The sequence below is a fragment of the Leptolyngbya sp. UWPOB_LEPTO1 genome, assembly GCF_017302695.1.
In the GTDB taxonomy this organism is placed as follows: Bacteria; Cyanobacteriota; Cyanobacteriia; order Leptolyngbyales; family Leptolyngbyaceae; genus Leptolyngbya; species Leptolyngbya boryana.
In genome coordinates, this window is the sequence record NZ_JAFLCJ010000020.1 from 74,799 (window position 1) to 96,871 (window position 22,073).

The 22,073-nt window shown below is 47.5% G+C and carries 23 protein-coding genes and 1 tRNA gene; 8 read left to right on the top strand and 16 right to left on the bottom strand.

Going from position 1 to position 22,073, the window contains the following annotated elements; all coding sequences use genetic code 11:
• Positions 1-13: 13 nt before the first annotated feature.
• From J0L70_RS24640 to J0L70_RS24665, 6 genes are all read right to left on the bottom strand, one after another.
• Positions 14-1,342 (bottom strand): tetratricopeptide repeat protein, encoded by a 1,329-nt coding sequence (locus tag J0L70_RS24640; protein ID WP_190652073.1) that lies wholly within the window; start codon positions 1,340-1,342, stop codon positions 14-16.
• 136 nt (positions 1,343-1,478) lie between these two features.
• Entirely contained in the window at positions 1,479-2,729 is a 1,251-nt protein-coding gene (locus tag J0L70_RS24645) for a glycosyltransferase family 4 protein (RefSeq protein ID WP_017288895.1), read from the bottom strand.
• 76 nt (positions 2,730-2,805) lie between these two features.
• The gene (locus J0L70_RS24650) at positions 2,806-4,299 is read right to left on the bottom strand and encodes an MFS transporter (RefSeq protein WP_287456288.1); all 1,494 of its coding nucleotides are present in this window, start codon (positions 4,297-4,299) and stop codon (positions 2,806-2,808) included.
• Between the two features lie 32 nt (positions 4,300-4,331).
• Positions 4,332-5,237 carry a DNA repair protein RecO gene (gene recO / locus J0L70_RS24655; protein ID WP_017288893.1) on the bottom strand — a complete coding sequence of 302 codons (906 nt, stop codon included), beginning with the start codon at positions 5,235-5,237 and terminating at the stop codon, positions 4,332-4,334.
• Between the two features lie 9 nt (positions 5,238-5,246).
• The gene (deoC, locus tag J0L70_RS24660) at positions 5,247-5,930 is read right to left on the bottom strand and encodes a deoxyribose-phosphate aldolase (RefSeq protein WP_287456289.1); all 684 of its coding nucleotides are present in this window, start codon (positions 5,928-5,930) and stop codon (positions 5,247-5,249) included.
• A 114-nt stretch (positions 5,931-6,044) separates the two neighbouring features.
• Positions 6,045-6,305, bottom strand: coding sequence for a hypothetical protein (locus J0L70_RS24665; RefSeq protein WP_287456290.1), 261 nt, complete (start codon positions 6,303-6,305; stop codon positions 6,045-6,047).
• A 477-nt stretch (positions 6,306-6,782) separates the two neighbouring features.
• Here J0L70_RS24665 and J0L70_RS24670 point away from each other — a divergent pair, with 477 nt between their 5' ends.
• Entirely contained in the window at positions 6,783-7,745 is a 963-nt protein-coding gene (locus tag J0L70_RS24670; RefSeq protein ID WP_017288890.1) for a DNA-methyltransferase, read from the top strand.
• Positions 7,746-7,899: 154 nt separating this feature from the next.
• Positions 7,900-9,123, top strand: coding sequence for a geranylgeranyl reductase (gene chlP, locus J0L70_RS24675; RefSeq protein WP_017288889.1), 1,224 nt, complete (start codon positions 7,900-7,902; stop codon positions 9,121-9,123).
• Here chlP and J0L70_RS24680 read toward each other — a convergent pair.
• The 5 genes from J0L70_RS24680 to J0L70_RS24700 form a co-directional block, all read right to left on the bottom strand.
• Positions 9,112-9,264 (bottom strand): hypothetical protein, encoded by a 153-nt coding sequence (locus J0L70_RS24680; RefSeq protein WP_017288888.1) that lies wholly within the window; start codon positions 9,262-9,264, stop codon positions 9,112-9,114. The genes chlP and J0L70_RS24680 overlap by 12 nt on opposite strands.
• A 140-nt stretch (positions 9,265-9,404) precedes the next feature.
• Positions 9,405-9,869, bottom strand: coding sequence for a BON domain-containing protein (locus J0L70_RS24685; protein WP_190652069.1), 465 nt, complete (start codon positions 9,867-9,869; stop codon positions 9,405-9,407).
• Positions 9,870-9,957: 88 nt separating this feature from the next.
• Positions 9,958-10,530 (bottom strand): signal transduction histidine kinase (STHK), LytS, encoded by a 573-nt coding sequence (locus J0L70_RS24690; RefSeq protein WP_190652068.1) that lies wholly within the window; start codon positions 10,528-10,530, stop codon positions 9,958-9,960.
• 157 nt (positions 10,531-10,687) lie between these two features.
• Positions 10,688-11,599, bottom strand: coding sequence for a hypothetical protein (locus J0L70_RS24695; RefSeq protein WP_287456291.1), 912 nt, complete (start codon positions 11,597-11,599; stop codon positions 10,688-10,690).
• Between the two features lie 402 nt (positions 11,600-12,001).
• Positions 12,002-12,074: transfer RNA gene (locus J0L70_RS24700), tRNA-His, on the bottom strand.
• Between the two features lie 117 nt (positions 12,075-12,191).
• Here J0L70_RS24700 and J0L70_RS24705 point away from each other — a divergent pair.
• Positions 12,192-12,584 carry a DUF4359 domain-containing protein gene (locus J0L70_RS24705; protein WP_017288884.1) on the top strand — a complete coding sequence of 131 codons (393 nt, stop codon included), beginning with the start codon at positions 12,192-12,194 and terminating at the stop codon, positions 12,582-12,584.
• 16 nt (positions 12,585-12,600) lie between these two features.
• Here J0L70_RS24705 and J0L70_RS24710 read toward each other — a convergent pair whose 3' ends face one another.
• On the bottom strand, positions 12,601-12,966 hold the full coding sequence (locus J0L70_RS24710; protein ID WP_287456292.1) for a VanZ family protein: 366 nt from the start codon (positions 12,964-12,966) through the stop codon (positions 12,601-12,603).
• Between the two features lie 793 nt (positions 12,967-13,759).
• Here J0L70_RS24710 and ilvC point away from each other — a divergent pair.
• Positions 13,760-14,755: a ketol-acid reductoisomerase gene (ilvC, locus tag J0L70_RS24715; protein ID WP_017288882.1), complete on the top strand. Its 996-nt coding sequence runs from the start codon at positions 13,760-13,762 to the stop codon at positions 14,753-14,755.
• 74 nt (positions 14,756-14,829) lie between these two features.
• Here the strand turns inward: ilvC and J0L70_RS24720 are convergent, their stop codons facing one another.
• Positions 14,830-15,042, bottom strand: a complete 213-nt coding sequence (locus J0L70_RS24720) for a hypothetical protein (RefSeq protein ID WP_017288881.1) — start codon at positions 15,040-15,042, stop codon at positions 14,830-14,832.
• Between the two features lie 98 nt (positions 15,043-15,140).
• On the opposite strand from J0L70_RS24720, the gene J0L70_RS24725 reads away from it, so the two are divergent.
• Positions 15,141-16,034: an EndoU domain-containing protein gene (locus J0L70_RS24725; protein WP_287456293.1), complete on the top strand. Its 894-nt coding sequence runs from the start codon at positions 15,141-15,143 to the stop codon at positions 16,032-16,034.
• 73 nt (positions 16,035-16,107) lie between these two features.
• Here the strand turns inward: J0L70_RS24725 and J0L70_RS24730 are convergent, their stop codons facing one another.
• A complete protein-coding gene (locus tag J0L70_RS24730) occupies positions 16,108-17,067 on the bottom strand; it encodes a Gfo/Idh/MocA family protein (RefSeq protein ID WP_287456294.1) in 960 nt (319 codons plus the stop codon).
• Positions 17,068-17,185: 118 nt separating this feature from the next.
• On the opposite strand from J0L70_RS24730, the gene J0L70_RS24735 reads away from it, so the two are divergent.
• A complete protein-coding gene (locus J0L70_RS24735) occupies positions 17,186-18,169 on the top strand; it encodes a homoserine kinase (protein ID WP_287456295.1) in 984 nt (327 codons plus the stop codon).
• A 27-nt stretch (positions 18,170-18,196) separates the two neighbouring features.
• Here the strand turns inward: J0L70_RS24735 and J0L70_RS24740 are convergent, their stop codons facing one another.
• Entirely contained in the window at positions 18,197-18,670 is a 474-nt protein-coding gene (locus J0L70_RS24740; protein ID WP_287456296.1) for an SAM-dependent methyltransferase, read from the bottom strand.
• Between the two features lie 186 nt (positions 18,671-18,856).
• Between J0L70_RS24740 and J0L70_RS24745 the strand changes: the two genes are divergently transcribed.
• Complete coding sequence (locus J0L70_RS24745) at positions 18,857-19,870, top strand: helix-turn-helix domain-containing protein (RefSeq protein ID WP_287456297.1); 1,014 nt, start codon at positions 18,857-18,859, stop codon at positions 19,868-19,870.
• Positions 19,871-19,939: 69 nt separating this feature from the next.
• Here J0L70_RS24745 and J0L70_RS24750 read toward each other — a convergent pair whose 3' ends face one another.
• Positions 19,940-20,500: a zinc ribbon domain-containing protein gene (locus J0L70_RS24750; protein ID WP_190652043.1), complete on the bottom strand. Its 561-nt coding sequence runs from the start codon at positions 20,498-20,500 to the stop codon at positions 19,940-19,942.
• A 141-nt stretch (positions 20,501-20,641) separates the two neighbouring features.
• Between J0L70_RS24750 and J0L70_RS24755 the strand changes: the two genes are divergently transcribed.
• Complete coding sequence (locus J0L70_RS24755) at positions 20,642-22,072, top strand: circularly permuted type 2 ATP-grasp protein (protein ID WP_017288874.1); 1,431 nt, start codon at positions 20,642-20,644, stop codon at positions 22,070-22,072.
• Position 22,073 lies beyond the last annotated feature (1 nt).

Sequence of the window (22,073 nt, forward strand, 5' to 3'; positions counted from 1 at the left end):
CTTCGGATTTTCTTCAGTGGTCAAGATGAGGCTTCGCGGCTAAAAGATCTAAATTCGAGGCGATCGCCTTTTCAATACGATGCTTGGCATCTGAGAGAGCCGAATTCAATGCGATCGCTTTTTCAAAACTCTCAACTGCTTCTGCATCTCGTCCTGCTCGGCTCAACGAAATCCCGCGACTGTACCAAATCTTATCGTTCTTCGGATTTAGGCTTAGGGCTGTGTTGTAGCTTGCAATCGCCATCTCACTCTTGCCTAAATGCTCTAGCGCTTTTCCACGTCGATACCAAACCTCATCGACATCGGGATTCAGCGCGATCGCTTGATCAAAACTCTCGATCGCTGCTTCATAGCGGTTAGCTTTTCCCAAGGCGAATCCTCGGCTACTCCATGCCTCGTAAAACCGTGGTTTATATCGAATCGCTTGGTCGTAATGCGCGATCGCCTCCTCATATCGCCCCAATTTCTGGCAAGCTCCGCCCAAGTTGTACCAAGCCTCGTAAAACTCAGGCTTGAGTTTTAATGCTTGCTGATAATCTTCGATAGCTCGCTCATACTGGCAGAGTGCATCGAAGGTATTGCCTCGGTTGTACCAAGCCTCGATTGAATTCGGCTTCAGCGCTAGGGTTTGAGTATAGCTCTCGATCGCACGTTCATGTCGCCCGGCGCGATGGAACGCATTTGCCTGGTTGTACCAAACCTCATAAAGGTCAGGACGAATTTCCAGCACTTGGGCATAGCTAGAGAGTGCTTCTTCGTATCGTCCTAACCGATAGTACAAATTCCCTAAATTATAATGAGCCGAAGAAAAATGAGGACGATTGAGCAGGGCTTGGCGATAGCTGTCGATCGCGTCTTCAAATCGGTTCAGTTGGGTGAGAACAATGCCCCGGTTGTACCAAGCCTTTGTATAGTTGGGTCGCCGTTTTAAGGTTTCCTCGTAGCTGTGAAGCGCTTCATACGTTGAGCCTAGTTTCAAGAGCGCATTGGCGCGGTTATACCATGCCTTAAAGTTCGTTGGAAGAAGCCTAATGGCTTGGTCATAACTGGAGATGGCTTCAGCATGGCGATCGAGTTGGGAAAGCGCCATGCCTTGCATATTCCAAGCCGGTTCAAAATCCGATTTGAGTAAGATGGATTCTTTTAAGCTCTCGATCGCTTTGTCATAGCGCTGCAACCCATAGAGCGCTTTACCTCGCTCAAACCAAACTTCGGACAGGCTCGGCTGACGCTGTAAAACCTTATCGAATTGAGCGATCGCATCGTCGTAAAGCCCGGCTTTACTCAACCGACGTGCTTGCCGCAGATAGAATTCGACTTGAGGATCAACAGGATCAGGCATGATTCCGAGTAGAGAATTGGAGTGCTCTACTCAGTATTGACATTTCCAGCAGAGAAACACAGCGTCTGCAAGGTTTGCTGAATGCCATGTCCCCTCAATGCTTGCCGTTGATTCTGCTTGCCCACAGGCTCAAATCTTAACTCTCAGGTTCAGGCACGATCGAATCCATCGGATACCGACCTCTGGGAATGTCAAACGCAGTCGGTCGCCAAGGCGATGGAATTTTGTTCAGAACGCTCACTCGACGTTTTCGACGATGTTCATCCAGCAGATCTTCATACAGCGCTTCGACCTGGGCAATATTGCGGCTCAGGGTGTAACGTTCTTCAACGCGTTGCCGCGCTTTTTGCCCCAACATTCTTGTCCAGCTTGAATGATCTCTCAACTGAGGCAGTAAAGCTCGCAACTGAGAAGTCACTCGCTGCGTCTCTAGCACAATTCCCGCTTCGTCTTCTAACACTTCACCATCGGCTCCTGCATCCGTTGCCACACATGCAACTCCGCAAGCCATCGCTTCCAGTAAAGACAGCGATAAGCCCTCAACTAGCGACGGCAGGATAAACACATCTGTGCTGCGCAGAATATTAATGCGATCGCGCTCATCTGCTAAAAAGCCGAGCCATTTAATTCCCTGTTCTTCGCCATAAAACGGAATCAGTGAAGCCGCTAAGGTTCCATGATTGCCCACAATCACGAGCTGGCTATCCTCGCCCATATTTGCCTGTTTCCAAGCTTTGAGCAGCGATTCTACATTCTTCTCCGGTGCAATCCGACCTTGATAGAGAAAGAGCCGTTTCGCGCCAAGTTGAGCTTTGAAAGAAGACGCACCTGGAGAATATCTTTCAATATCAACTCCATTGGGAATCACGGCAATTCGTTCCGCAGGAACGCCCAGTTTAATTAATAAATCCCTTTGAATTCGAGAGAAGATAATGACGCGATCGTACTTGGCAAGCGACGGCGCATACAGCTGATACATCAGATGTTGCGTGCCTGATGTGAAATTGCGAAGTTTGCGATCGAATGCCGGATGAAAGGTTGCAACGAGCGGCAGATTCAACTCCTGGCAAATTTCCGGCAGCATGAAATCTAGCGGAGAAAGCGTCAGCGATGCATGTACGATATCCGGTTTAGGAGAGAGATCCCGCAGAGCTTTTTCTAGAACTTTGGCAGATTTTAGAGTCGGAATTGTATAGATCTGGGATTTATATAAAAATGGAATTTGAATTTCTCTTAAATCCGGAAAATTATCAGGACTGGCTTCTTCCTGGGCAAAGTGGAAAAAACTGACCTGATGTTCCCGGTCTAGCAAAGCATTCGTAACTTCTCGACTGTAGGTAACATTGCCGCAAAATGGCGTTTTCTTGCCAAGCCAAGCGATGTGCATTGTAGTTTGTAATAGAGGCTAGGGAATCAGCGAGGGCGAAGAGTATTAGAAACAACTCGTCTCTAGGTATTAAGGCTTATTCTTCAGTCCCATCGGTGGTATGAGCAATATACCAGGTTAAAGATCCTCCTGCGATCGTCAACGCGGCAAGGGCTAAAAACACAGCCCGTAATCCAAATAGAGTCTCAGAAACTCCCGCTAAGACCAACGGTAGAGATAATGCAATATTCACGGCATTGTTCTGCAATCCGAACACTTTCCCGCGCATGTCTTCTGGCGTTTCTTGCTGAATCGTTGTTTGCATGGGAATGCCAACTAATGCGGCAAAGGCACCCAACGCCGCTAAAAGTCCCAAGGTAATCCAGAGATGAGAATAGAAAAATGCAATCCCAACAAGGGAACCTGCAATTCCAATTGACCCAATTGTGCCGAGTCTCGCATGAGCAAATCGCTGTCCGAAGCTCCCCAGTAACGCGGCTCCTGCTGCCATCCCTACTCCGCCTGCCGCGAGCAAAAATCCAAATTGTGAGGATTTAATTTCAGGCATGACTTCCGCTAAGCGGACGGCTAAGACGGCTAAAGCCGCAAAAATTGAGAACAAAATGACCAACTGGATTAATGCACCTCGGACATGGGCATGATTTTTGAGGAATCGCAGCCCGTCTTTGATATCTTCCCAAACATGGGGTTGCTCTTGAGAGGGAATGTCTTGGGTTTTCTCGTTGGTGTGCATGAGTAAAAGCAGAACACCCGCGATCGCATATCCTCCTCCCACCAACAATTCTTTGCCAAAATCCGTGCCTCCCCCAAACCAACTCGCGACCGTATCCGCTAAGGCTAATAGGGGTTCTCCGACAGCAAAGCCGACAATCACAGATGCCATTGCAGTCGTGGTGTAAAGCGAATTTGCAGAGAGCAGATGCCGCTTTTCTACCACAAGCGGCATGATCGACTGCTCGGCTGGTGCAAAGAACTGGGTCAGCGTTGACACTAAGAATGTAATGCCGAGCAGCAAGCAGAATCCAACGGGTAACCCTTGAAAGGTTGTCCAACCCTTGGTCAGCCAAAGCGCGATCGGCAAGATGAAAACCAGTGCGCCCCTGAGAAGATTAGTCGCGACGAGGACTCCTTTTTTTGACCAGCGATCGACATAAACTCCGGCGATCGAACCAAAGAGGATTGCTGGAATCGTAAAGGCAATCATGATCGACGACACCCAGCCACTAATCGTCTGCCCTTCTGATTGAAATCGACTCGCAATCAGCGCAATCATCAACACCAGATAAACTTTATCGGAAAGTTGAGAAAAGACTTGTCCTGACCAGAGCGTGAGAAACGCGCGATTTTTTAGAACAGGAGCAAATCCTTGTTCTACTTCTTCTGGAGGTTTCGGCTCGACAGGCTTATCTTCTGATACGTATTTCTTAGAACCATTGCCATTTGATTCTGGAGAAAAATTTTCCTTGGGCATCGGCGATCGCCCATTCCCAGTCGGTGGCTGAGAGCGAAACGGTTCCGAACTTGGACGGGAATTCAAGCCGATCGCATCTTTATCTAACGGAGAGGACATGAGAACGTAATCATCAGAAGGGGAGGGTCGCATCATGGTTTCGGCATCGAATCGGGTGCAAAACAACTCTCAATCAGCGCAGCAGATCGAATCGGTTGATCGAAATGATACTGAGCATACTGACGGAGCAACTTTTCTAGGATCAACCAGGTCGTCGTCGGAAACTGGTCAGGTTCAGGAGAGTCAGCTTGGGGAAGCTGTTGAAGGGCGGCCAGTTCAGGGGCGTGAAGCGGCACATTGAGGGAACGCGACGAGAAGAATTTACGGGGGAAATCGGTGACTGTCGTCTGCGACGAAGTTGAGGATTCTACTCGATATTCTCCCACAGGTGACTGGACTCGGTGACGTGGAGCTTGTTCTTCAATAATGCGATCGAGTTCATCAAGTTTGACCACACCGCCAGCGGCTCCACTAAATCCACAGACTGGATCAAGTTGGTCGAAGGCCTCGATTGTGGCTCCCGTCACTGAGCACTGATACACTTGGGGAGCAATTCCCGCGATCGCGAGAAGTTGATAAATCGCGTGAATCAAGCGGGGGAGAACCTCAGAATCCGTGGCTTGCTCAATTCTACCGAGATGTTCATTGAAGAGATAAAACAAGTCTTCCTGAGGCTGTTCACTTAAAGCTTGCTGCAGCACCAGTTCTGCTAAATATTGTCCTGAAGTTAATTTCTTCAAGTTCCGCGCCAATCCCGGATAAGATTCGAGCGTTTCGGCTTGCGTAATCTTGTCGAGCGATCGACCTTTCGCAAACAGGAGTTGATTGACAACGAACAATCCACTCCGTCCGCCCAATTTAGAATTCTGCTTACGTGCTCCCATTGCCACCGCACGCAGTAGCCCAAACTCTTTCGTCAGAATCGTGACAATCCGATCTGATTCACCGAGAGGCATCGCTTTGAGATTGATCCCGATCGCTTTGTAAGTTCGACTCATGTAGACGGATTAAGACGGGTTCTTATCCAGGGTATCGCGCTGGCGCAGTAACTCAACACCTCGTGAGGTTCCAAGTCGAGTTGCTCCCGCCACGATTAACTCCAAAGCCTGCTCTGCGGTACGGATTCCACCAGAAGCCTTAATTCCGACTCGGTCTTGCGCAATTTCTTTGAGAAGGCGCACATCTGCGACCGTTGCCCCCCCTGTCCAACCTGTACTTGTTTTCAGGAAAGCCGCACCTGCATCTAAACAAATTTCTGCGGCTGTGCGTTTTTCCTGTTCTGTTAAAAGCGACATTTCTAAAATCGTTTTGATCGGACATCCGGTCGCTTCTCGGATTTCAGCGATTTCTCGATGCACAGCGTCGAGGTTCCCAGATTTAAGCCAGCCGATATTAATCACGACATCTAATTCGCTCGCTCCATTTTCGACCGCATCTTGTGCCTCATAAAGTTTGACGTTTGAGGTGTTTGCACCGATCGGAAATCCGATCACCGTTCCGACGCGCGGTTGTTTCGTGTGTAACAGATTGGCGGCTTGCTTAACATGCACAGGCAGGACACAAACCGAGGCGAACCGATAGCGATCGGCTTCTTCACACCACTGCTCGACCTGCACAGGCGTCGCGATCGGGGCAAGCAGCGAATGATCGATAAAGGGCGCAAGGTCAATATCGGAATAAGGTTGAGTCATAACGCACTGTTCTCAGAAAGCACACCTGTTTCAGGATCGCATAAAACAATCCGCAGCTCAGCGAACTGAACTGCGGAACTGAAAGCAAAACATTGAAACATCGAAACTCTTTGGCTAACGGGTTCCTGACCCGCCTGTTCCTTTAGGAGGATCGTTGGGTTCTGGATCGAAGCTGTTCTGTAATGGTTCAGCCAAATGGCGGACAGTGGAGCGAATCGAGATGGGTGCAACCGGACTTGCATTTTGAACTTGTACGGATTCTGAACCATTGGTAGATGGACTGCTTTCTGCTCGAACCAGCTTCGAGCCATCCATTATCAGTAATACACTCACAGCCAAAGTTGCCGTCAGTGTAGTCTTTAGAAAAGTACTCATGGGCAGCAACCTATGAAGATAGAGCATCTACAGTGGGGGACTCGCTTCATCGTCTTGACCACTATTCTACGTGATCGAAGTCAACGAATCCAGTGTTTACACGGTGGAGTTATTGCTTCTTACATAGGTTGAGCTGAGAAAAAAGTCGATGCCTAAGTGATTGTACGCAGATAAAATTATCGATTTTGAACATCATGACAAGTCAACCCTGAAGATAAATGGAAGTGGTTTCTTACCCAATCTGAGTGACAGAAGTTGTCGAACTGAAATTGTGCAATCGTTAGAATGCCCAATTGTCGAAAAAATCTGAATACTGTAATACCTTACCCATTAATTTTTTAAACCGTGTCCGGGGAATTCGCTAAAAACTATTACTTTGGTTAAAGCATTTCTACAAAAGTTCAACTAACAGAGCAGAATGTGCTAAATGACAACCGCAAAAACGATGGTTTTTAAAGGAAACGTTAGGATTCTCTTATGTCAATCGCTAAAAAGCTGAAAGCGAATCGAAATCGTAGCCTAGAACTCACAGATTTAGATCGCGATCGACTCCGACCGCGATTGATTTCTATCGAAAGGCTGAGTTCAGACTTGAGAACCGGAACGATTCAAGCGGATAGCTTGGAGATCGCTACTCTGCTGCCGACTGGATTTGTAGATCTGTTGATTCTCGATCCGCCCTACAATTTGACGAAGAATTTCAATGGCTTCAAGTTTGAGCGTCGTACCGTCGAGGCATATACCGAGTGGCTCGATGCTGCGATCGTTCAGTTCAAGCCTTTGCTGAAACCGACTGCTTCGATCTACATTTGTGGCGATTGGCTGTCTTCTGCTTCGATTTTCACGGTTGCTGCGACTCATTTTATTGTGCGAAATCGCATTACTTGGGAACGTGAGAAGGGGCGAGGAGCCAAAACCAATTGGAAAAATTCCAGCGAAGATATTTGGTTTTGTACGATGTCTCACGAGTACACCTTTAATGTCGAGGCAGTGAAGCAGCGCCGACGGGTGATTGCGCCTTATCGGACTCAGGACGGAACGCCGAAGGATTGGCAAGTGACCGCACAGGGAAATTTTCGCGATACTCATCCCTCGAATTTTTGGACAGATATTACGATTCCGTTTTGGTCAATGCCGGAGAATACCGACCATCCCACTCAAAAAAGTGAAAAATTGATTGCAAAATTAATTCTCGCCAGCTCCAATCCCGGAGATTTTGTCTTTGATCCGTTTCTTGGCAGTGGCACAACTTCAGTCGTCGCAAAGAAATTAGGACGGCACTACTTAGGAATTGAGCAGAATGAAGAATATTGTTTATTCACAGAGCGCCGTTTGGAATTAGCAGAGATTGATCCGAAAATTCAAGGATTGGCAGACGGTGTATTTTGGGAGCGCAATACGTTAAGAGAGCAAGAGATTCGCATCAGTTCTATAGAGTAATTGCAAAGTGTTCAGCATAAGAACATTGATGCACTCGAAACCTTGCGAGAGGAATTGTTAAGCTGTGTTTCAACTTGCGGCACTCCGTAACAGATGAGCAAAACAGGCGTGATACCATTGCTCTCGTAGCTTTTAAGAAATTGGGAGAAAACCTTTGACACTCCGGGTTGCAGTTGTAGGCGGCGGACCTGCTGGATCATCCGCAGCAGAAACGTTAGCAAAAGCAGGTATTGAAACCTATTTGATCGAACGCAAGTTAGACAACGTAAAACCCTGTGGCGGGGCTATTCCCCTCTGTATGGTGGCTGAGTTTGACTTGCCAGAAGAAATTATCGATCGTAAAGTTCGCAAGATGAAAATGATTTCCCCGTCCAACGTGGAAGTCAGCATCGGCAGCACTTTGAAAGACGATGAATACATTGGCATGTGCCGCCGCGAAGTCTTAGATGGCTTTTTACGCGATCGCGCAGTGGCTTGTGGCACGAAGCTGATTAACGGCACGATGCACAAGCTGGAATTGCCAACGAGTGCAAACGGGGTTTATACCTTACACTATGCGGATCATTCCGATGGCAACTTAGAAGGAAAAGCGGCAACCCTAGAAGTCGATCTGGTGATCGGCGCGGATGGGGCAAACTCACGCGTCGCAAAAGCGATCGATGCAGGTGACTATAACTATGCGATCGCGTTCCAAGAGCGCATCAGCTTGCCAGACGACAAGATGGCGTATTACGAAGACCTGGCAGAAATGTATGTGGGCGATGATGTCTCTACAGATTTCTACGCTTGGGTGTTTCCGAAATACAACCACGTTGCGGTCGGAACCGGAACGATGTCGCCCAACAAAGCAGACATCAAAAAGCTACAAGCTGGAATTCGTGCCCGTGCGGCGGCAAAGCTGAGAGGCGGTAAGATCATTCGCGTCGAAGCGCATCCAATTCCAGAACATCCCAGACCTCGGCGCGTTGTCGGTCGCGTTGCCCTTGTCGGCGATGCAGCAGGAACCGTAACGAAGTCTTCTGGTGAAGGAATTTACTTCGCTGCGAAGTCAGCGCGGATGTGTGCAGAAACGATCGTTGAATTCTCCGAAAATGGCCGTCGGATTCCCACTGAGGCGGATTTGAAAGTTTATCTCAAGCGGTGGGATAAGCAGTATGGTCTGACCTACAAGGTGTTGGATATTCTGCAAACCGTGTTCTATCGGACGGACGCAACTCGCGAAGCATTCGTCGAAATGTGCTCGGATATCGATGTTCAGAAATTGACCTTCGATAGCTATCTCTACAAAACGGTTGTCCCGGCAAATCCGCTGGTGCAATTAAAGATTACGGCGAAAACAATCGGCAGCTTGATTCGCGGCAATGCGTTAGCGCCTTAAGTTGAGCAAATAAATTGTAAAGAGCGATCGTACAGTGCTGTACGATCGCTCTTTTTTAACGACTTCAACTTGAATCTTTGAGAAGAAGACGATACGCGATCGCATCTTCTCTAACTCAAACTCAACTTTACTGAGTGCCATTTGCTCTTGAGAGCTAGTAACTTTTGCTTATAAATCAGTGGATGTCCTGATTGTGCGATTCTCAGCGAATCAGGACATCCATGATTGAGGCTTATGTAATTTTCAAATCCTGTTTACTTGCGATTTGAAAATTGCACACACTACTGCTTTTGAGCAGGAGCAACCTTTGCCGCAACGTTGACTGTCTTAACGCCTTTGATCTCCTTGGATAAAGGCTCAATCTTATTGAGCTGATCTTGAGTTTGTACGGTCCCAGAAACAACGACTGCACCATCTTTCGCTTTAATCGCTAACTGACCATTGGGAATATTCGCTTCCAGCTTGCTGCCGACTTCTCTTGCTAGATCACTATCAGCGCGATCAGTATCTCCGCCCGTTGCATTACTCCGTTGTTCGCGAGCGCGAATATCAGAGTTCAATTGATCTCTTCGCACTTTGCTTGCGGCATCGTTCTGATTATTTTGGGCAGTTTGATTCGTCGGAACTTCCCCAGTCTTCTCAGTCGAATTGGGAGCGCTTTCACTCGTTTTTGATGAATTGCTTTCACAAGCAGCGACTCCAAGTAGGAGAATGCTGCTCAGCGCTAGCGTCATTATCTTTTTCATAGGTTTATTTCTCTAGAATTACAGTCTCAACACAAGTGAGAAAGCATCGTCAAAGCCGCACTAGACCGTAGCTATCTCACCGTCTGTTTTATCGAACCGCAGAAGTCGGAGAAGAGTAAATTTCCCAATCGTGAATGCCTCGATGCTTGAGAATAGATTCAGCCTGGTGAATTTCTGCGTCTGTTCCATCGACAATCACAAGATATTCTCCACGAGTAACGTAATCGTGGTAAACCCGTGCTCGATCTTCTGGAATTCCCAACCCGATGAGTCCACCAAGCAGCCCGCCTGCCGCAGCTCCGATCGCTCCACCTGCCAAGGTCGTTGCGAGTGTTGTTGCTGTCGCGCCTGCTAACAGAATTGGTCCTACACCAGGAATTGCAAGTGTACCCAGTCCAACAAGTAAGCCTGTTAGACCCCCAACTGCGCCGCCTGCTGCTGCGCCTGTCTTCAATCCTTCATCAACATGAGTGGTTTCAGAAAGATCCTGAACATGTGTTTCCCCGATATGACGACTGTCTTCCAATCGATCGGTGTTTCGCCCAATCACCGAGACGCGATCCATCGGAAATCTAGCATCCCGCAATTCAGTTAAAGCCTGTTCTGCTGCTTGAGAAGTGGAAAAGACACCAACGGCTCGTCTATGGTTCATTACAGCCATGTTTTCCTCCTGCTTAATCACATTTTGTAGTTTGTGATACCATCTTCTTGTTTCAAAAGCATTGAGTCGTCACTCGCAAGGGATATGCTTCCGCTTCAGAAGGAGGAACGTTGCATCTTCTCCCCACACTCTACACAGCGAACGGGAGGAACTGTGCTTAGACTGATGAGGGTCTCACAACTGGAGGACGGGTAGCGGGTCGCTGGAAAACGATCGGTTCACCGTTGAACAAGCCTGTTACGTTTTTATTTGGGTAGGTCTGTTTATTCCAACGGAGGTTGTCGATCGCTTGCTGCTTCGTCCAGCCCGGTTCAAACCCGACTCGCACCCCATTCCAAAACAATTCATAGCCGATTTTTCGCCCGTTTAGGACCCCTTCAACTCGCTTCTCAGGATAAGCTTTCTTGTTTTGTTGCAGATTGTCGATTGCCTGTGCAATGCTCCAACTTGGTTCAAACCCGACTCGCACCCCATCCCAAAATAATTCATACCCCAGCTTCCTCCCGTCGAAATAGCCTTCGACCTGTCGGTTGGGATAAGTCTTTTTCGCTAATTCCAGGTGAGTGATTGCATCTTGACGTGACCACTTGGGTTCCGTTGCCACTTGTACACCATCTAAATAATACGCATATCCTTTTTCTCCCAAATGGCGGTCGTCTCCTAAGAAGTGGCCGTCGGGTAAGTTCAAGCTAAACGCTTGTTGTTGAGTCGTGCCGATGCGTTTCACTGCACCTTCCAGTGTGGCAGGTGAACCAGGCTTAAAACAGCCTTCTACCCGAAAACGACCACTCGGAGCGTTGATTGTGAAAACCGGACACCCGCCTTCAGGCGGCAACAGCGTTCTTTCACTCGTGATGTTATTGGATTGGGCGTAGAGTCCATAAGCAACGGGGGGTTCTTGTATATCGGCGCAGATATTAATGCCGAGCGCTTGAGTACATTGAGCTTGAGGTGCATCTGCTTGTGCAGCTTGAGGTGCTGAGAGTGTCAGGACTGGCACACTGATGCTCAAGAGGGCTGTGGCTTTGAGTACAGCATGACGAAATTGAGATGTTAGAGTGACGCTCATGTGGGAAGCTCCTTTCTTAGAGTCTTGAAAGCCTGAGTTAGAGGGGCTTTCGTAGTTGATGTGTCTAAGTTATTCGGTTTGCTTCCGCGAGTCGATAAGGGTAAATTAAGGAAAGTTAGGGATCTCAGGAATCTCAGTTAAGGTCAATTGTTGTAGAAGTTAAAGGGACACGCGGCTCGCCAGGAAAAAGTCATAGCAAGGGGCGATCGTAACGTCTACTCAATCAAGAAGCTTTCAGACCTAAAAGCGTGAATCGCTTACAGATTTCCATAAAAAATCCGACCCTTTGTCGAACAGATCAAAGGGTCAAGAGATGGGCTTTGCCCACCTTTGAAGGATTCAATTTTCGGCTCTAGGGAGACTTCAGAAAAGTCTCCATTTGGGTTTACTAGAACCAGGAAGGGCGAACGAGGGGACTCGAACCCCCGAGTGGAGGAACCACAATCCTCTGCCTTAACCACTTGGCTACGCTCGCCATTGCGTTAATGATCATAGCATAAGAAATTAGATAAGTTCAAGAATCTGAGAACATGTAGACTTGGTAAAACGTCATAGAAGACCAAATCGTGAATTGTAGCGGGGTGGTGTGAAGATGAAATCCTCTCAGATTCTTTTGGGGACTGTTGGGTTAGCAATGCTGGGAGGTGCAGGATTCATGGCGCTGACTAATCCTGATGAAGCCGCATTTGGAGAATTTGCATTACAGCAAATCAAAGCTGAAGGCTGTCAAAAAGTGCCTCAAATTATTCGCGAGCAGTGCCCGCAGTTTGTTCAAGATAATCAAGCGCAGGTTAAAAAATTAATTCTCCAAAGTACCGATCGCCAAAATTTCGGACTATTCAGCATTTATCGTACGAATTTATCCACGCGATCGATTGTGCCGAATTTGCCCATTTTTCTTGACTTGCCTGCGTTTCAGTTGGAAACCGTTGGCATGTTTGGCAAGTTCTACATTTATCAGGCTGAGCAGAGTCGGACTCCATAAATTCAGCTTTGTGGTGTTAGGAACGGCGCTTGTTGCCGTTTTCGGCGAGCTGATACCCTAAGCCAATCCCGAATAAACTCATCACGAGATCGATCGCATCCAGCGTGCGATTGGGTGAGAATCCTTGCACTGCTTCTTCAACGATCGTGAATATCGCAAAAAGAAGTGGGAAAATTGGCATCCCATTTCGCAGACGACGATATCCGAAAAGGGAATGTCCGAGATAGGTTGCGATCGCGTAGAGAATGACATGCCCGATCTTATCCAAGTAGGGAATGAAGTCGAGTTGGGTGGGAAGGTTCCCCGTGTAGGCAAGGATGAGAATTGTTAAAAACACGATCGCATAAACCAACGCCGAAACTTTTACAGCTTTAGAAGACATAAACTTGAATGATTGAAATTCAGGTTTAGCTACATTGCGATTTTGTAATTTTCGGATTCAGAGAGTAATCATCGATTTTGCGTCTGCGGAGTCGCAAACAATAGCGCGACAGCCTATGCCAGCATGCCATTACTATTCGTGAAAGGCAACATTAATAATGGAAGAAGTCAAATAAATTTTCCGAGGAGTTTGTGCGATCGCACAAACCAGTAAACCGTGAAATCAACCAAACAATTCGCATCCTCTAGATCTGAAGATTGAAACGATGAATGCAATTGAGTAATGAAAAAATGATAGGTAATCGGTTCGTCTTTGAGAGATAGCAGTCCCAAATTGCTCGTGAAATATATAGCCTGTTTTGCTCCCTGAATCTCTCAAATTTGGGGATCTTTAAACTGGAAAATTCTGAAAGTTCTAAGCTACCCAAAATAGGGCCATTTGAATGGACAAATATATAGAGTTCAGGATACTGAGCGACATGATTGATGTAAAGATCTAAGCTATATAAAACAAATTTTCCCACCATATAAATAGGGACGAAAATCGATTTGATTAAGACTCCAGAACCAGATCAATAATGAAAACTGACGGTAGTAGGTAAATTGAGTAAGTCTACTAGAAACCGGGCGATATCCTACCTCACTCTCAACATTTCGTGCCTCGGCTCTATTTTTGCCAACTCTATCAGACTTTTAGGAATTCTGAATGATTCCGAATAGTTTCCCAACTTTCTGATAAGATTACTGATTCTGACACCAATTTATTATCTACGACTTGCTGGGAGACTCCTCATATGGCTCGGATGTACTATGACGCTGATGCCAATTTAGATTTACTTGCGGGCAAAACGATCGCGATTATTGGCTACGGCTCTCAAGGGCACGCCCACGCCCTTAACCTCAAAGACAGCGGCATGAACGTCATCGTTGGGCTGTATCCGGGCAGTAAATCAGCGACGAAAGCGAAAGACGCTGGCTTAACGGTTCATAGTGTTGCGGATGCAACAAAGGCTGCGGATTTCATCATGATTTTGCTGCCAGATGAAGTCCAACGTTCCGTTTACACCCATGAAATTGAACCGAATCTGAGCGAAGGCAATGTGCTGGCATTCGCCCACGGTTTTAACATCAACTATGCTCAAATCATTCCACCTGCGAATGTGGATGTGGTCATGGTTGCACCAAAAGGTCCAGGGCATTTGGTGCGTCGCACGTATGAACAAGGTCAAGGTGTGCCTGCCTTGTTTGCCGTGTATCAAGATGCGACAGGTCAAGCACGCGATCGCGCAATGGCGTATGCCAAAGGAATTGGCGGTACTCGCGGTGGCATTCTGGAAACGACGTTCCGGGAAGAAACCGAGACTGATCTATTCGGCGAGCAGGTTGTGCTGTGCGGTGGTCTGAGTGCGCTGATCAAAGCTGGATTTGAAACGCTCGTGAATGCAGGATATCAGCCTGAGCTTGCTTACTTTGAGTGTCTACATGAAGTGAAGCTGATTGTAGATCTGATTGTAGAAGGTGGATTAGCGACGATGCGTGACAGTATCTCGAATACTGCGGAGTATGGAGATTTGACTCGTGGTCCTCGAATTGTCACCGATGCAACTCGTGCAGAGATGAAGAAGATTCTCGACGAGATTCAAACCGGGCAATTTGCACGAGAATTCGTGCTGGAAAATCAGTCGGGTAAGGCAGGTTTCCATGCAATGCGTCGGCGTGAGGCGGAGCATCCGATCGAAGAGGTTGGAAAGGATCTGCGTGCGATGTTTAGCTGGTTGAAGAAGGCGTAGAAGTAGGGAGTAGGGAGTGGGGAGTAGGGAGATAAAATTTCTAAAGATTCCCTGATTCTTTATGCTCTCATTCCCTACTTCTTCATATTCCGAACCGCGTCTTCAGTCCGCTGGTTCGGATTTGTTTTAGGTTGCCACCGTGGAAAAGCATTGATTAAGAGTTGGTCGATCGCAGTTCGAGCCTGCAAGCTATATTTCCCGATCGCGGATGGCAAAAATCGATCACCACATCCAACGAAAATTAAACTCACTAGCAAGAGCAGTCCAACCGGAATTTTGGAGCGCATAAGAGATTTTTTAGGTAAGTGAGAAACTGGAAGGCGCGTATCATGGTCTACGTTTAGTAGTGCCCAATTTTTGGCATGACATTCGTAGATGGTGAGCGATGAAACAATTTCTCAAAGTTGGGCTAGTAGGCTCTGGACTTCTCTTACTCGGTGTAACAACGGTTTACTCCTCTGCATTGGCTCAATCTAGTCCCCGAATTGAATACCAAGCGAGACAAAAGAAACCCAAGCCAACTCGCGCGATTTCAGCTAGGTCAGCACTTTTGCCATTTTTTGATCAAGAAAATAATCCAGCGCAAGTCGGCATTCCTCGCGATCGCTTAGTAGACATTACTCCGCCTGCACCGCAATTGAATGAGTTCGATCGCAAAGTACTTGCAACTTGCGGAGAGTTTGGTAGCCCGGTTGGAACCGTTAGATTGCGTCGATTGTTTGCAGAATCGCCTGATGTTGTGCAAAGGATTAAAACCGCAGTAGGGGGTGAGATTTTTCCAGGTCGCAGAAGTGATCAGCAGTTTCAAGATGATCTGCTGACGATTTGGTCAAATCGAAAAGGGTTTGAGCATATCTTTTGTGGTGAACTGCGAGGCTCACAGCAGATTGGAGGATTGCATTATGTAGGGCGTTACTGGCAGTTGCAGCAAGCCGGAATTGCAGGACGATTGCCGAATAATGCTCAAGCAGAAGAGGTGGTCGAAGGGAAAATCTATACCTTAGGCGTTGAGGTGCGTCGGGGCAATCAGGTGATCTCTAGAGATGCGAAGAAAGGATATTCCTATGTGAGTAATGCTGAGGAGCTTTTGACAGATGCCACGATCGCGTTTAAAACTTCACGATCGACTTCGAGTAGTAAGTCCGTTTGTTTGTTTACGGTACGAGATCCAGAAGCAAGGATTCCTTTTAAAGCGGTATTTGTGAAAGCGGCACGCGGAATTGTGACATTTTATCCAGATGCAACGCCGAGCCAACGAGAGGCGGCTTGCAATCGCTAGGGAAGTAGAATGTGTTGCAACTTTGCTCGACTTACAGCATCGACAAGAGTTGAACAAAGTTGCAACGAAGTGCTTAATCGATGCGAATCGTTTGTCCGGATTCTGCCGATCGCTGAGCAGCAATCGCAACTTTCAAGGTATACAAACTTTCTTCAGGTTGGACATAGAGGGGCTTGCCGTCTAACAAATAATCTAAAACTGCACTGGTATCTTTGGTAAATAAACCTCGGCGCGCACCAATCTCGATCGGCGTTGCACCTTCAGAATTGATCAACACACCTGAATCGCCCTCAAAGACTAATGCGCCTTGATCACCTTGAACTTCTAGCTTGCGTTCTGCGCTCCATGCTGTTTCGCCTTTGCTATATACAACATCCGCAATGACGCCATTCTGAAAGTTCAGTTGCGCCTTACACATACAGCCCAAAAAACGATCGCTCTGTAAGTTCAAATATCGATTCTGACAACTCACAGATTCGACCTGTCCAAAGACGTGAACAAGCCGATGGAGCCGAGACAATGCTCCTACAAGTGGAAACCCAAAAACAGAGGGATTGTAAGTCCATTTAGCAGGTGCAGGATGTTGCGGTGTGGCGGTTGCATAGCGGGCATAAAAAGGCGTGCCAATTTGGGAAAGCGATCGCAAAAATGCCTGATGGACTCCCCCGAGTAGTTCGATATGTTCAACATGAAGTAATCGATTCTGAGCACGAGCCGTCTCGATAGCCGTTGTCGCAGATTCAAGATCGATGGCTAAAGGATATTCCACAACTACATGCTTGCCCGATTCGAGCGCCGTTTGAGCGATCGCGCTATGTTCTGAATTCACCCCGCAAATGATCACCAAATCAACAGCACCGAGTAACTCTTGCCAAGCGTTAAATGCTTGAGTTTGATGGGTATGTCCAAATTCAGTTGTCTTATCGGCTCGATGTCCAGCCACTCCCACTAACTTCGCGCGATCGTCTTGATTGATAGCTTCTGCCCGCAGTTTTGCGGCATACCCAGTTCCAACTATTCCGACTCGAATCACAGCGATCGCCTTTTGTAATTAAATCTTCATTCTCAAGTTTACGGGTTTCGTATCACATCTAACCGTTAGCGAGGTCGTTCTAGCCCAGTATAGAGGTTGACAAAATCGTTAACAGTTCATGACAGTTGTTTCTTTGCCCGTTCTTTATTCTACGATCGATCCAAGCGCGATCGTGTCTAGGGTGCTGTCGTGCTATGACATTGGAACGGTCAGATCCTGCGAATTTTGGTGCCGCGGTTTAAGTGATGTCTATTTGGTTGAAACCGATCAAGCAGCGTATGTGCTGAGAGTTTCCCATTGGGGTTGGCGATCGCAAGCAGATATCGATTTTGAGTTAGCGTTGCTTGATTTTCTGCAAAAGAAAGGGATTTCAGTTGCTTATCCCTTGCCTACAACCTCTGGCAAATTGTCAATTGTGATCAAAGCCCCGGAGGGAGATCGCTATGCTGCTTTGTTTATCTATGCGCCTGGTGCAATTCCGCTCGGAGATTTGAGCGTTCGGCAGGCGACGAAATTAGGAGAAACGATCGCAAAAATGCACCAAGCTGGAGAAGCATTTGAATGCAAGTTTGATCGCAAGCCTTTGACGCTGAAGTATTTGCTCGATGAATCCTGGGATGCGATCGCTCCGTTTTTGCAAAGTAGTGATCGGGATTATCTCAAAACTGCAATTTTGCAAATCAAATCAGAGTTGCAGACATTTCCGCGATCGGCTCCTTATTGGGGGATTTGTTGGGGCGATCCGCACAGTGGTAATGCTCATTTTACAGAGACTGATCAACCCACTCTATTTGATTTTGATCAATGTGGATTGGGTTGGCGAGCGTTTGATTTGGGTAAGTTTCGGCAGATTGCGCTCAATACAGGCATTAGCCGTCGAGTTCGAGAGGCATTTTTAGCGGGATATCAATCCGTCACTCCGCTGGAAGCTTTTGAACTGAAAGCAATTTCTGCTTTTACTCAAACGGCTCATATTTGGGTTTGGTCAATTAGTCTAACCTATGCCCTGCGCCACAATTACAGCCGTTTGGACGATTCATTTTTCCGCAAACGAGCCGAGCAGTTGCGCCGGCTTCGATCTCCAGATTGGCAGATGTTTTAAGCTTCCCTGAGAGCAAGGAGGTTTTTATTAGGCTGGAATTGTCCAGAAGTACAAGGTCGATTCTTCTTCGATATCGAGTTTAATCACTTTTTCAGGTAACCAATCCCCCATATCAAAATCGATCGAGACAATCCGCGTTCCCGGTTTAAGCTGCTCAAACAAAGCAGGTCGAAGCCTCAAATTCAGATGTGGCAGAAGATATAGCACGACGATCGAAGCATCTTCAAATCGACTTGTAAACAAATCCGCTTCTTGAAACTTAACGCGATCGCGAATTCCTAACTCATCTGCTTTCGCTTGAGCTTCTTTGACTCGAAGGGGATCAAGGTCGATCCCAACGCCCTGCGCCCCAAACTGGAATGCGGCACTGATCAAAATCCGTCCATCGCCACATCCGAGATCGTAAATTACATCAGAATCATTGACTTGTAAAACTTCGAGCAAAGTTTCGATCGCGGATTCAGGGGTGGGAATAAACGCAATATCAGGGCGGCGCAGCATAAGTTATACAATCAGAACTCTCCGCCAAAACGCTTTACAGAATTTTAGCTTCCCCATCATACTGAAAAGCGATCGTGATTTTGTACACGGGGCTGAAACACGATACGCTTGACTCAAGCAGCTAGGCTCGATCTAAAGTGCTTTTGTCATGATGCAAGGCTAAAGAAAGTCGTAGGATTTATGGGTATGTCGGCACAAAAAGAACAACTTAAAGCGATCGCAACGCGGCTCAGTCAGGAGCGTCAGAAAAAATCGATGTCGCTCGAAGAAATTGCCGCGAAAACCTACATTCCGCAACGATTACTGATTGCGCTCGAAGATGCAAATCTCGATCGGCTTCCCGAGCCTGTATTCATTCAAGGCTTCATTCGGCGTTTTGCGGATGCGATTGGGCTTGACGGCATCGCACTGTCGAAAGAGTTCACTGTTGATCTTTCCCCCCTGCCTGCTCCAGCGACGGCTTCTTTGATCTCGAATACGATCGAGCCTCAAACCCCGAAGCCAACTGCTCTCAAATCTTCTATCCCCAAAGCATCTGAGCCTGCTGTTCCCAAAGCACCTGAACCTTCCATCCCCAGGGCTGCTGAGCCTCCTCAGGTCGTGCATAGCGAAGCTCCAACTCCACTTCCCACACCCAAAGCTTCTGAACCTGCTGCCATTCGTGATCCTCAGCCTGCTCAAAAACTCGAGCCTACTGCCGTCCGCGACTCCGTTCCTACGCCTCCTCGCATCAGCACCAGTGAGCCACCTGCTCGTCTGCCACTGATTGCTTTAGCGGCTGCAATCGGATTAGGCGTAATCGGCGTTCTCGCTTCAACGTTTGTCAATCGTCAGCCAGAGCGATCGAATCCTAGTGCTGCAACTTCTCCGACTGTACAACCCTCTCAAGCGCCTACACCCGGCAGTTCTGCTCCAGTCGCTTCTACCCCAAGTAGCCCGACTCCTGCTTCACCGTCTCCAGGGGCTGTCAATGTCAAAATGAATATCACTGAGGAAAGCTGGGTAGAAGTCCTCGTTGATGGAACTTCTGTTTACGAAGGCACACTGACAAAAGGAACCCAGAGATCTTGGAGTGGTAAATCTGTCGAGATCAATACGGGAAACGCGGGAGGAGTTTCGCTGTCGTACAATAATGGCGAAGCTAAAGTCATGGGTGCGGCGGGTGATTTAGGGTCTGCAACTTTTCCGCCCACGCCTTGAGCCAGACTTTTGAACATAGCTAGCCATACTATCGCCTTCTAAATTCCTCGGATTCGGGGAATTTAGTTGCTAACTTTTTAGCCTTGTTCCACAGTGCGCACAAAAACGATCGTTCTCTTGCACTTTCGTTCCACATTGCGAACAGAAGTGAGCCGTTGAAGCATTGGCAGATGAAGATGTCTCAGTCTCGAATCGGAGATTCATATTGCCCATGCTCATCTCCATCGGTTCCATTCGCATGGTCATATTGCCCATCCGCAGGGGTTCTAATGGCTTCATTTCTGGCATTTTGGGACTACTAGGAGTCGTGACACGCTGAAACAAAACCTCTTCAGAACCAAGCATCAGCGGCACTTCGCTCAACAGACTAATTCCGTTTGCCTGCAATCGAATGTAAGACGTGCGTTGAGATTCGATCTGCAAAATAAAGCTGGAATGTGATTTAAACAACTTCGGCATACTTGACCAAGCGCCAAGCGAGAGGCTCATTTGCTGGCTTTGTTGCTGCCCAGAACTCTGGCTTGTCCAAGTCAGCACAGTCTGTGTTCCAACATTCTCGATCGTTAACCGTTGTCCGTTTCCCAAATCTGCTGCGTACATCATGAATTGCCAAACTTTGCAGAATTCCATCTCTACCTTGCAATTTCATTCAGAGAATAGATTGACTTCGTTATATTTCTTGATTCCTAAGATGATGGATTTAGTATTCAGCTTTACAGCTTAAGCAGTTCACTCAATCCTATTAATCAGAGAGCACTATGGTGATTTGTTGTGAAGTTAGCAAACTATGATCCTGGACATTTTTACGACGAACTGTTTGATGCGCCGGGTCGTCCTCGTCCAGAAGTGACTCCGCTCATTGACCGGATTAATTCTTTATCGATCGAAGAAATTCAACATCGTCAGCAAGCCGCTCAGATTGCACTATTCAAAATGGGCGTAACTTTCAACGTCTATGGCGATGAGCAGGGCACCGAGAAAATTTTTCCGTTCGATATTCTGCCTCGGACGATCGCGGCTGCAGAATGGCAGATTTTAGAAAAGGGACTGAAGCAGCGAATCGTCGCACTGAATGAGTTTTTAGCCGATGTGTACGGCGACCAAAAGATCATTCAAGATGGCGTGATTCCATCCGAGATTGTGTTTTCTTCGCGAGGCTTTCTCAAGCCCTGTATGGGATTGAAGCCCCCGAAAGGAATTTGGTCACATATTAGCGGGATGGATTTAGTTCGCGATCGCACTGGAGAATGGTACATCCTAGAAGACAATCTCAGATGTCCTTCTGGCGTGTCGTATGTCCTCGAAAGTCGGCGGATTATGAAAAGCACACTGCCGCTCGTCTTTAATCGCATGAACATTCAGCCGGTCGAAGAGTACCCAAGCTATTTACTCGAAACGTTGCTGAATCTCGCTCCTGATTACATTGAGAATCCCACTGTTGTACTACTGACCCCAGGCATTTATAACTCTGCTTACTTCGAGCATTCTTACTTAGCTCAGCAAATGGGCGTTGAACTCGTCGAAGGTCGCGATCTTGTGATTGCAGACGGTTACTTGCAAATGAGAACCACGAAAGGATTGAAGCGAGTCGACGTGATTTATCGACGCATTGATGATGAGTTCATTGATCCGTTAGCATTCCGCCCAGACTCACTGCTGGGAGTACCAGGACTGATGGATGTTTATCGATCGGGTCGATTAGGCTTAGCCAATGCTTTGGGAACTGGAATTGCAGACGACAAAGTGATTTATGCGTATGTTCCAGAAATGATCCGCTACTATCTCGGCGAAGATGCGATTCTGTCGAATGTTCCAACTTACCTCTGCTGGGAACCTTCACAATTGAGCTATGTGCTCGCCAACTTAGATAAGCTCGTGGTCAAAGCGGCGAATGAGTCGGGAGGATATGGCATGTTGATTGGGTCACAATCGACTGAAGCAGAACGAGCAGAATTTGCAGAAAAGATCAAAGCTGCTCCTCGCAATTACATTGCTCAACCGACCCTCTGCTTATCGCGTGTGCCTGCCTTAATGGGCGATGAGTTTGAAGGCTGTCATGTGGATTTACGTCCCTATATTTTGTATGGCGAAGATATCTACATCACGCCAGGAGGCCTGACTCGCGTTGCGTTGAAGCGCGGCTCATTAGTCGTCAACTCGTCGCAAGGCGGCGGATATAAAGATACTTGGGTGGTTAGCTAGC

Bases quoted from the DNA above. Each gene is read 5' to 3' on its own strand.
- J0L70_RS24640 (WP_190652073.1), bottom strand. From the start codon at position 1,342: ATGCCTGATCCTGTTGATCCTCAAGTCGAATTCTATCTGCGGCAAGCA.
- J0L70_RS24735 (WP_287456295.1), top strand. From the start codon at position 17,186: ATGACAGTTGTTTCTTTGCCCGTTCTTTATTCTACGATCGATCCAAGC.
- J0L70_RS24725 (WP_287456293.1), top strand. From the start codon at position 15,141: ATGAAACAATTTCTCAAAGTTGGGCTAGTAGGCTCTGGACTTCTCTTA.
- J0L70_RS24670 (WP_017288890.1), top strand. From the start codon at position 6,783: ATGTCAATCGCTAAAAAGCTGAAAGCGAATCGAAATCGTAGCCTAGAA.
- ilvC (WP_017288882.1), top strand. From the start codon at position 13,760: ATGGCTCGGATGTACTATGACGCTGATGCCAATTTAGATTTACTTGCG.
- J0L70_RS24695 (WP_287456291.1), bottom strand. From the start codon at position 11,599: ATGAGCGTCACTCTAACATCTCAATTTCGTCATGCTGTACTCAAAGCC.
- deoC (WP_287456289.1), bottom strand. From the start codon at position 5,930: ATGACTCAACCTTATTCCGATATTGACCTTGCGCCCTTTATCGATCAT.
- J0L70_RS24705 (WP_017288884.1), top strand. From the start codon at position 12,192: ATGAAATCCTCTCAGATTCTTTTGGGGACTGTTGGGTTAGCAATGCTG.
- J0L70_RS24680 (WP_017288888.1), bottom strand. From the start codon at position 9,264: ATGGCACTCAGTAAAGTTGAGTTTGAGTTAGAGAAGATGCGATCGCGT.
- J0L70_RS24750 (WP_190652043.1), bottom strand. From the start codon at position 20,500: ATGGAATTCTGCAAAGTTTGGCAATTCATGATGTACGCAGCAGATTTG.
- J0L70_RS24740 (WP_287456296.1), bottom strand. From the start codon at position 18,670: ATGCTGCGCCGCCCTGATATTGCGTTTATTCCCACCCCTGAATCCGCG.
- J0L70_RS24665 (WP_287456290.1), bottom strand. From the start codon at position 6,305: ATGAGTACTTTTCTAAAGACTACACTGACGGCAACTTTGGCTGTGAGT.
- J0L70_RS24720 (WP_017288881.1), bottom strand. From the start codon at position 15,042: ATGCGCTCCAAAATTCCGGTTGGACTGCTCTTGCTAGTGAGTTTAATT.
- recO (WP_017288893.1), bottom strand. From the start codon at position 5,237: ATGAGTCGAACTTACAAAGCGATCGGGATCAATCTCAAAGCGATGCCT.
- J0L70_RS24645 (WP_017288895.1), bottom strand. From the start codon at position 2,729: ATGCACATCGCTTGGCTTGGCAAGAAAACGCCATTTTGCGGCAATGTT.
- J0L70_RS24710 (WP_287456292.1), bottom strand. From the start codon at position 12,966: ATGTCTTCTAAAGCTGTAAAAGTTTCGGCGTTGGTTTATGCGATCGTG.
- J0L70_RS24690 (WP_190652068.1), bottom strand. From the start codon at position 10,530: ATGGCTGTAATGAACCATAGACGAGCCGTTGGTGTCTTTTCCACTTCT.
- J0L70_RS24685 (WP_190652069.1), bottom strand. From the start codon at position 9,869: ATGAAAAAGATAATGACGCTAGCGCTGAGCAGCATTCTCCTACTTGGA.
- J0L70_RS24745 (WP_287456297.1), top strand. From the start codon at position 18,857: ATGTCGGCACAAAAAGAACAACTTAAAGCGATCGCAACGCGGCTCAGT.
- J0L70_RS24650 (WP_287456288.1), bottom strand. From the start codon at position 4,299: ATGTCCTCTCCGTTAGATAAAGATGCGATCGGCTTGAATTCCCGTCCA.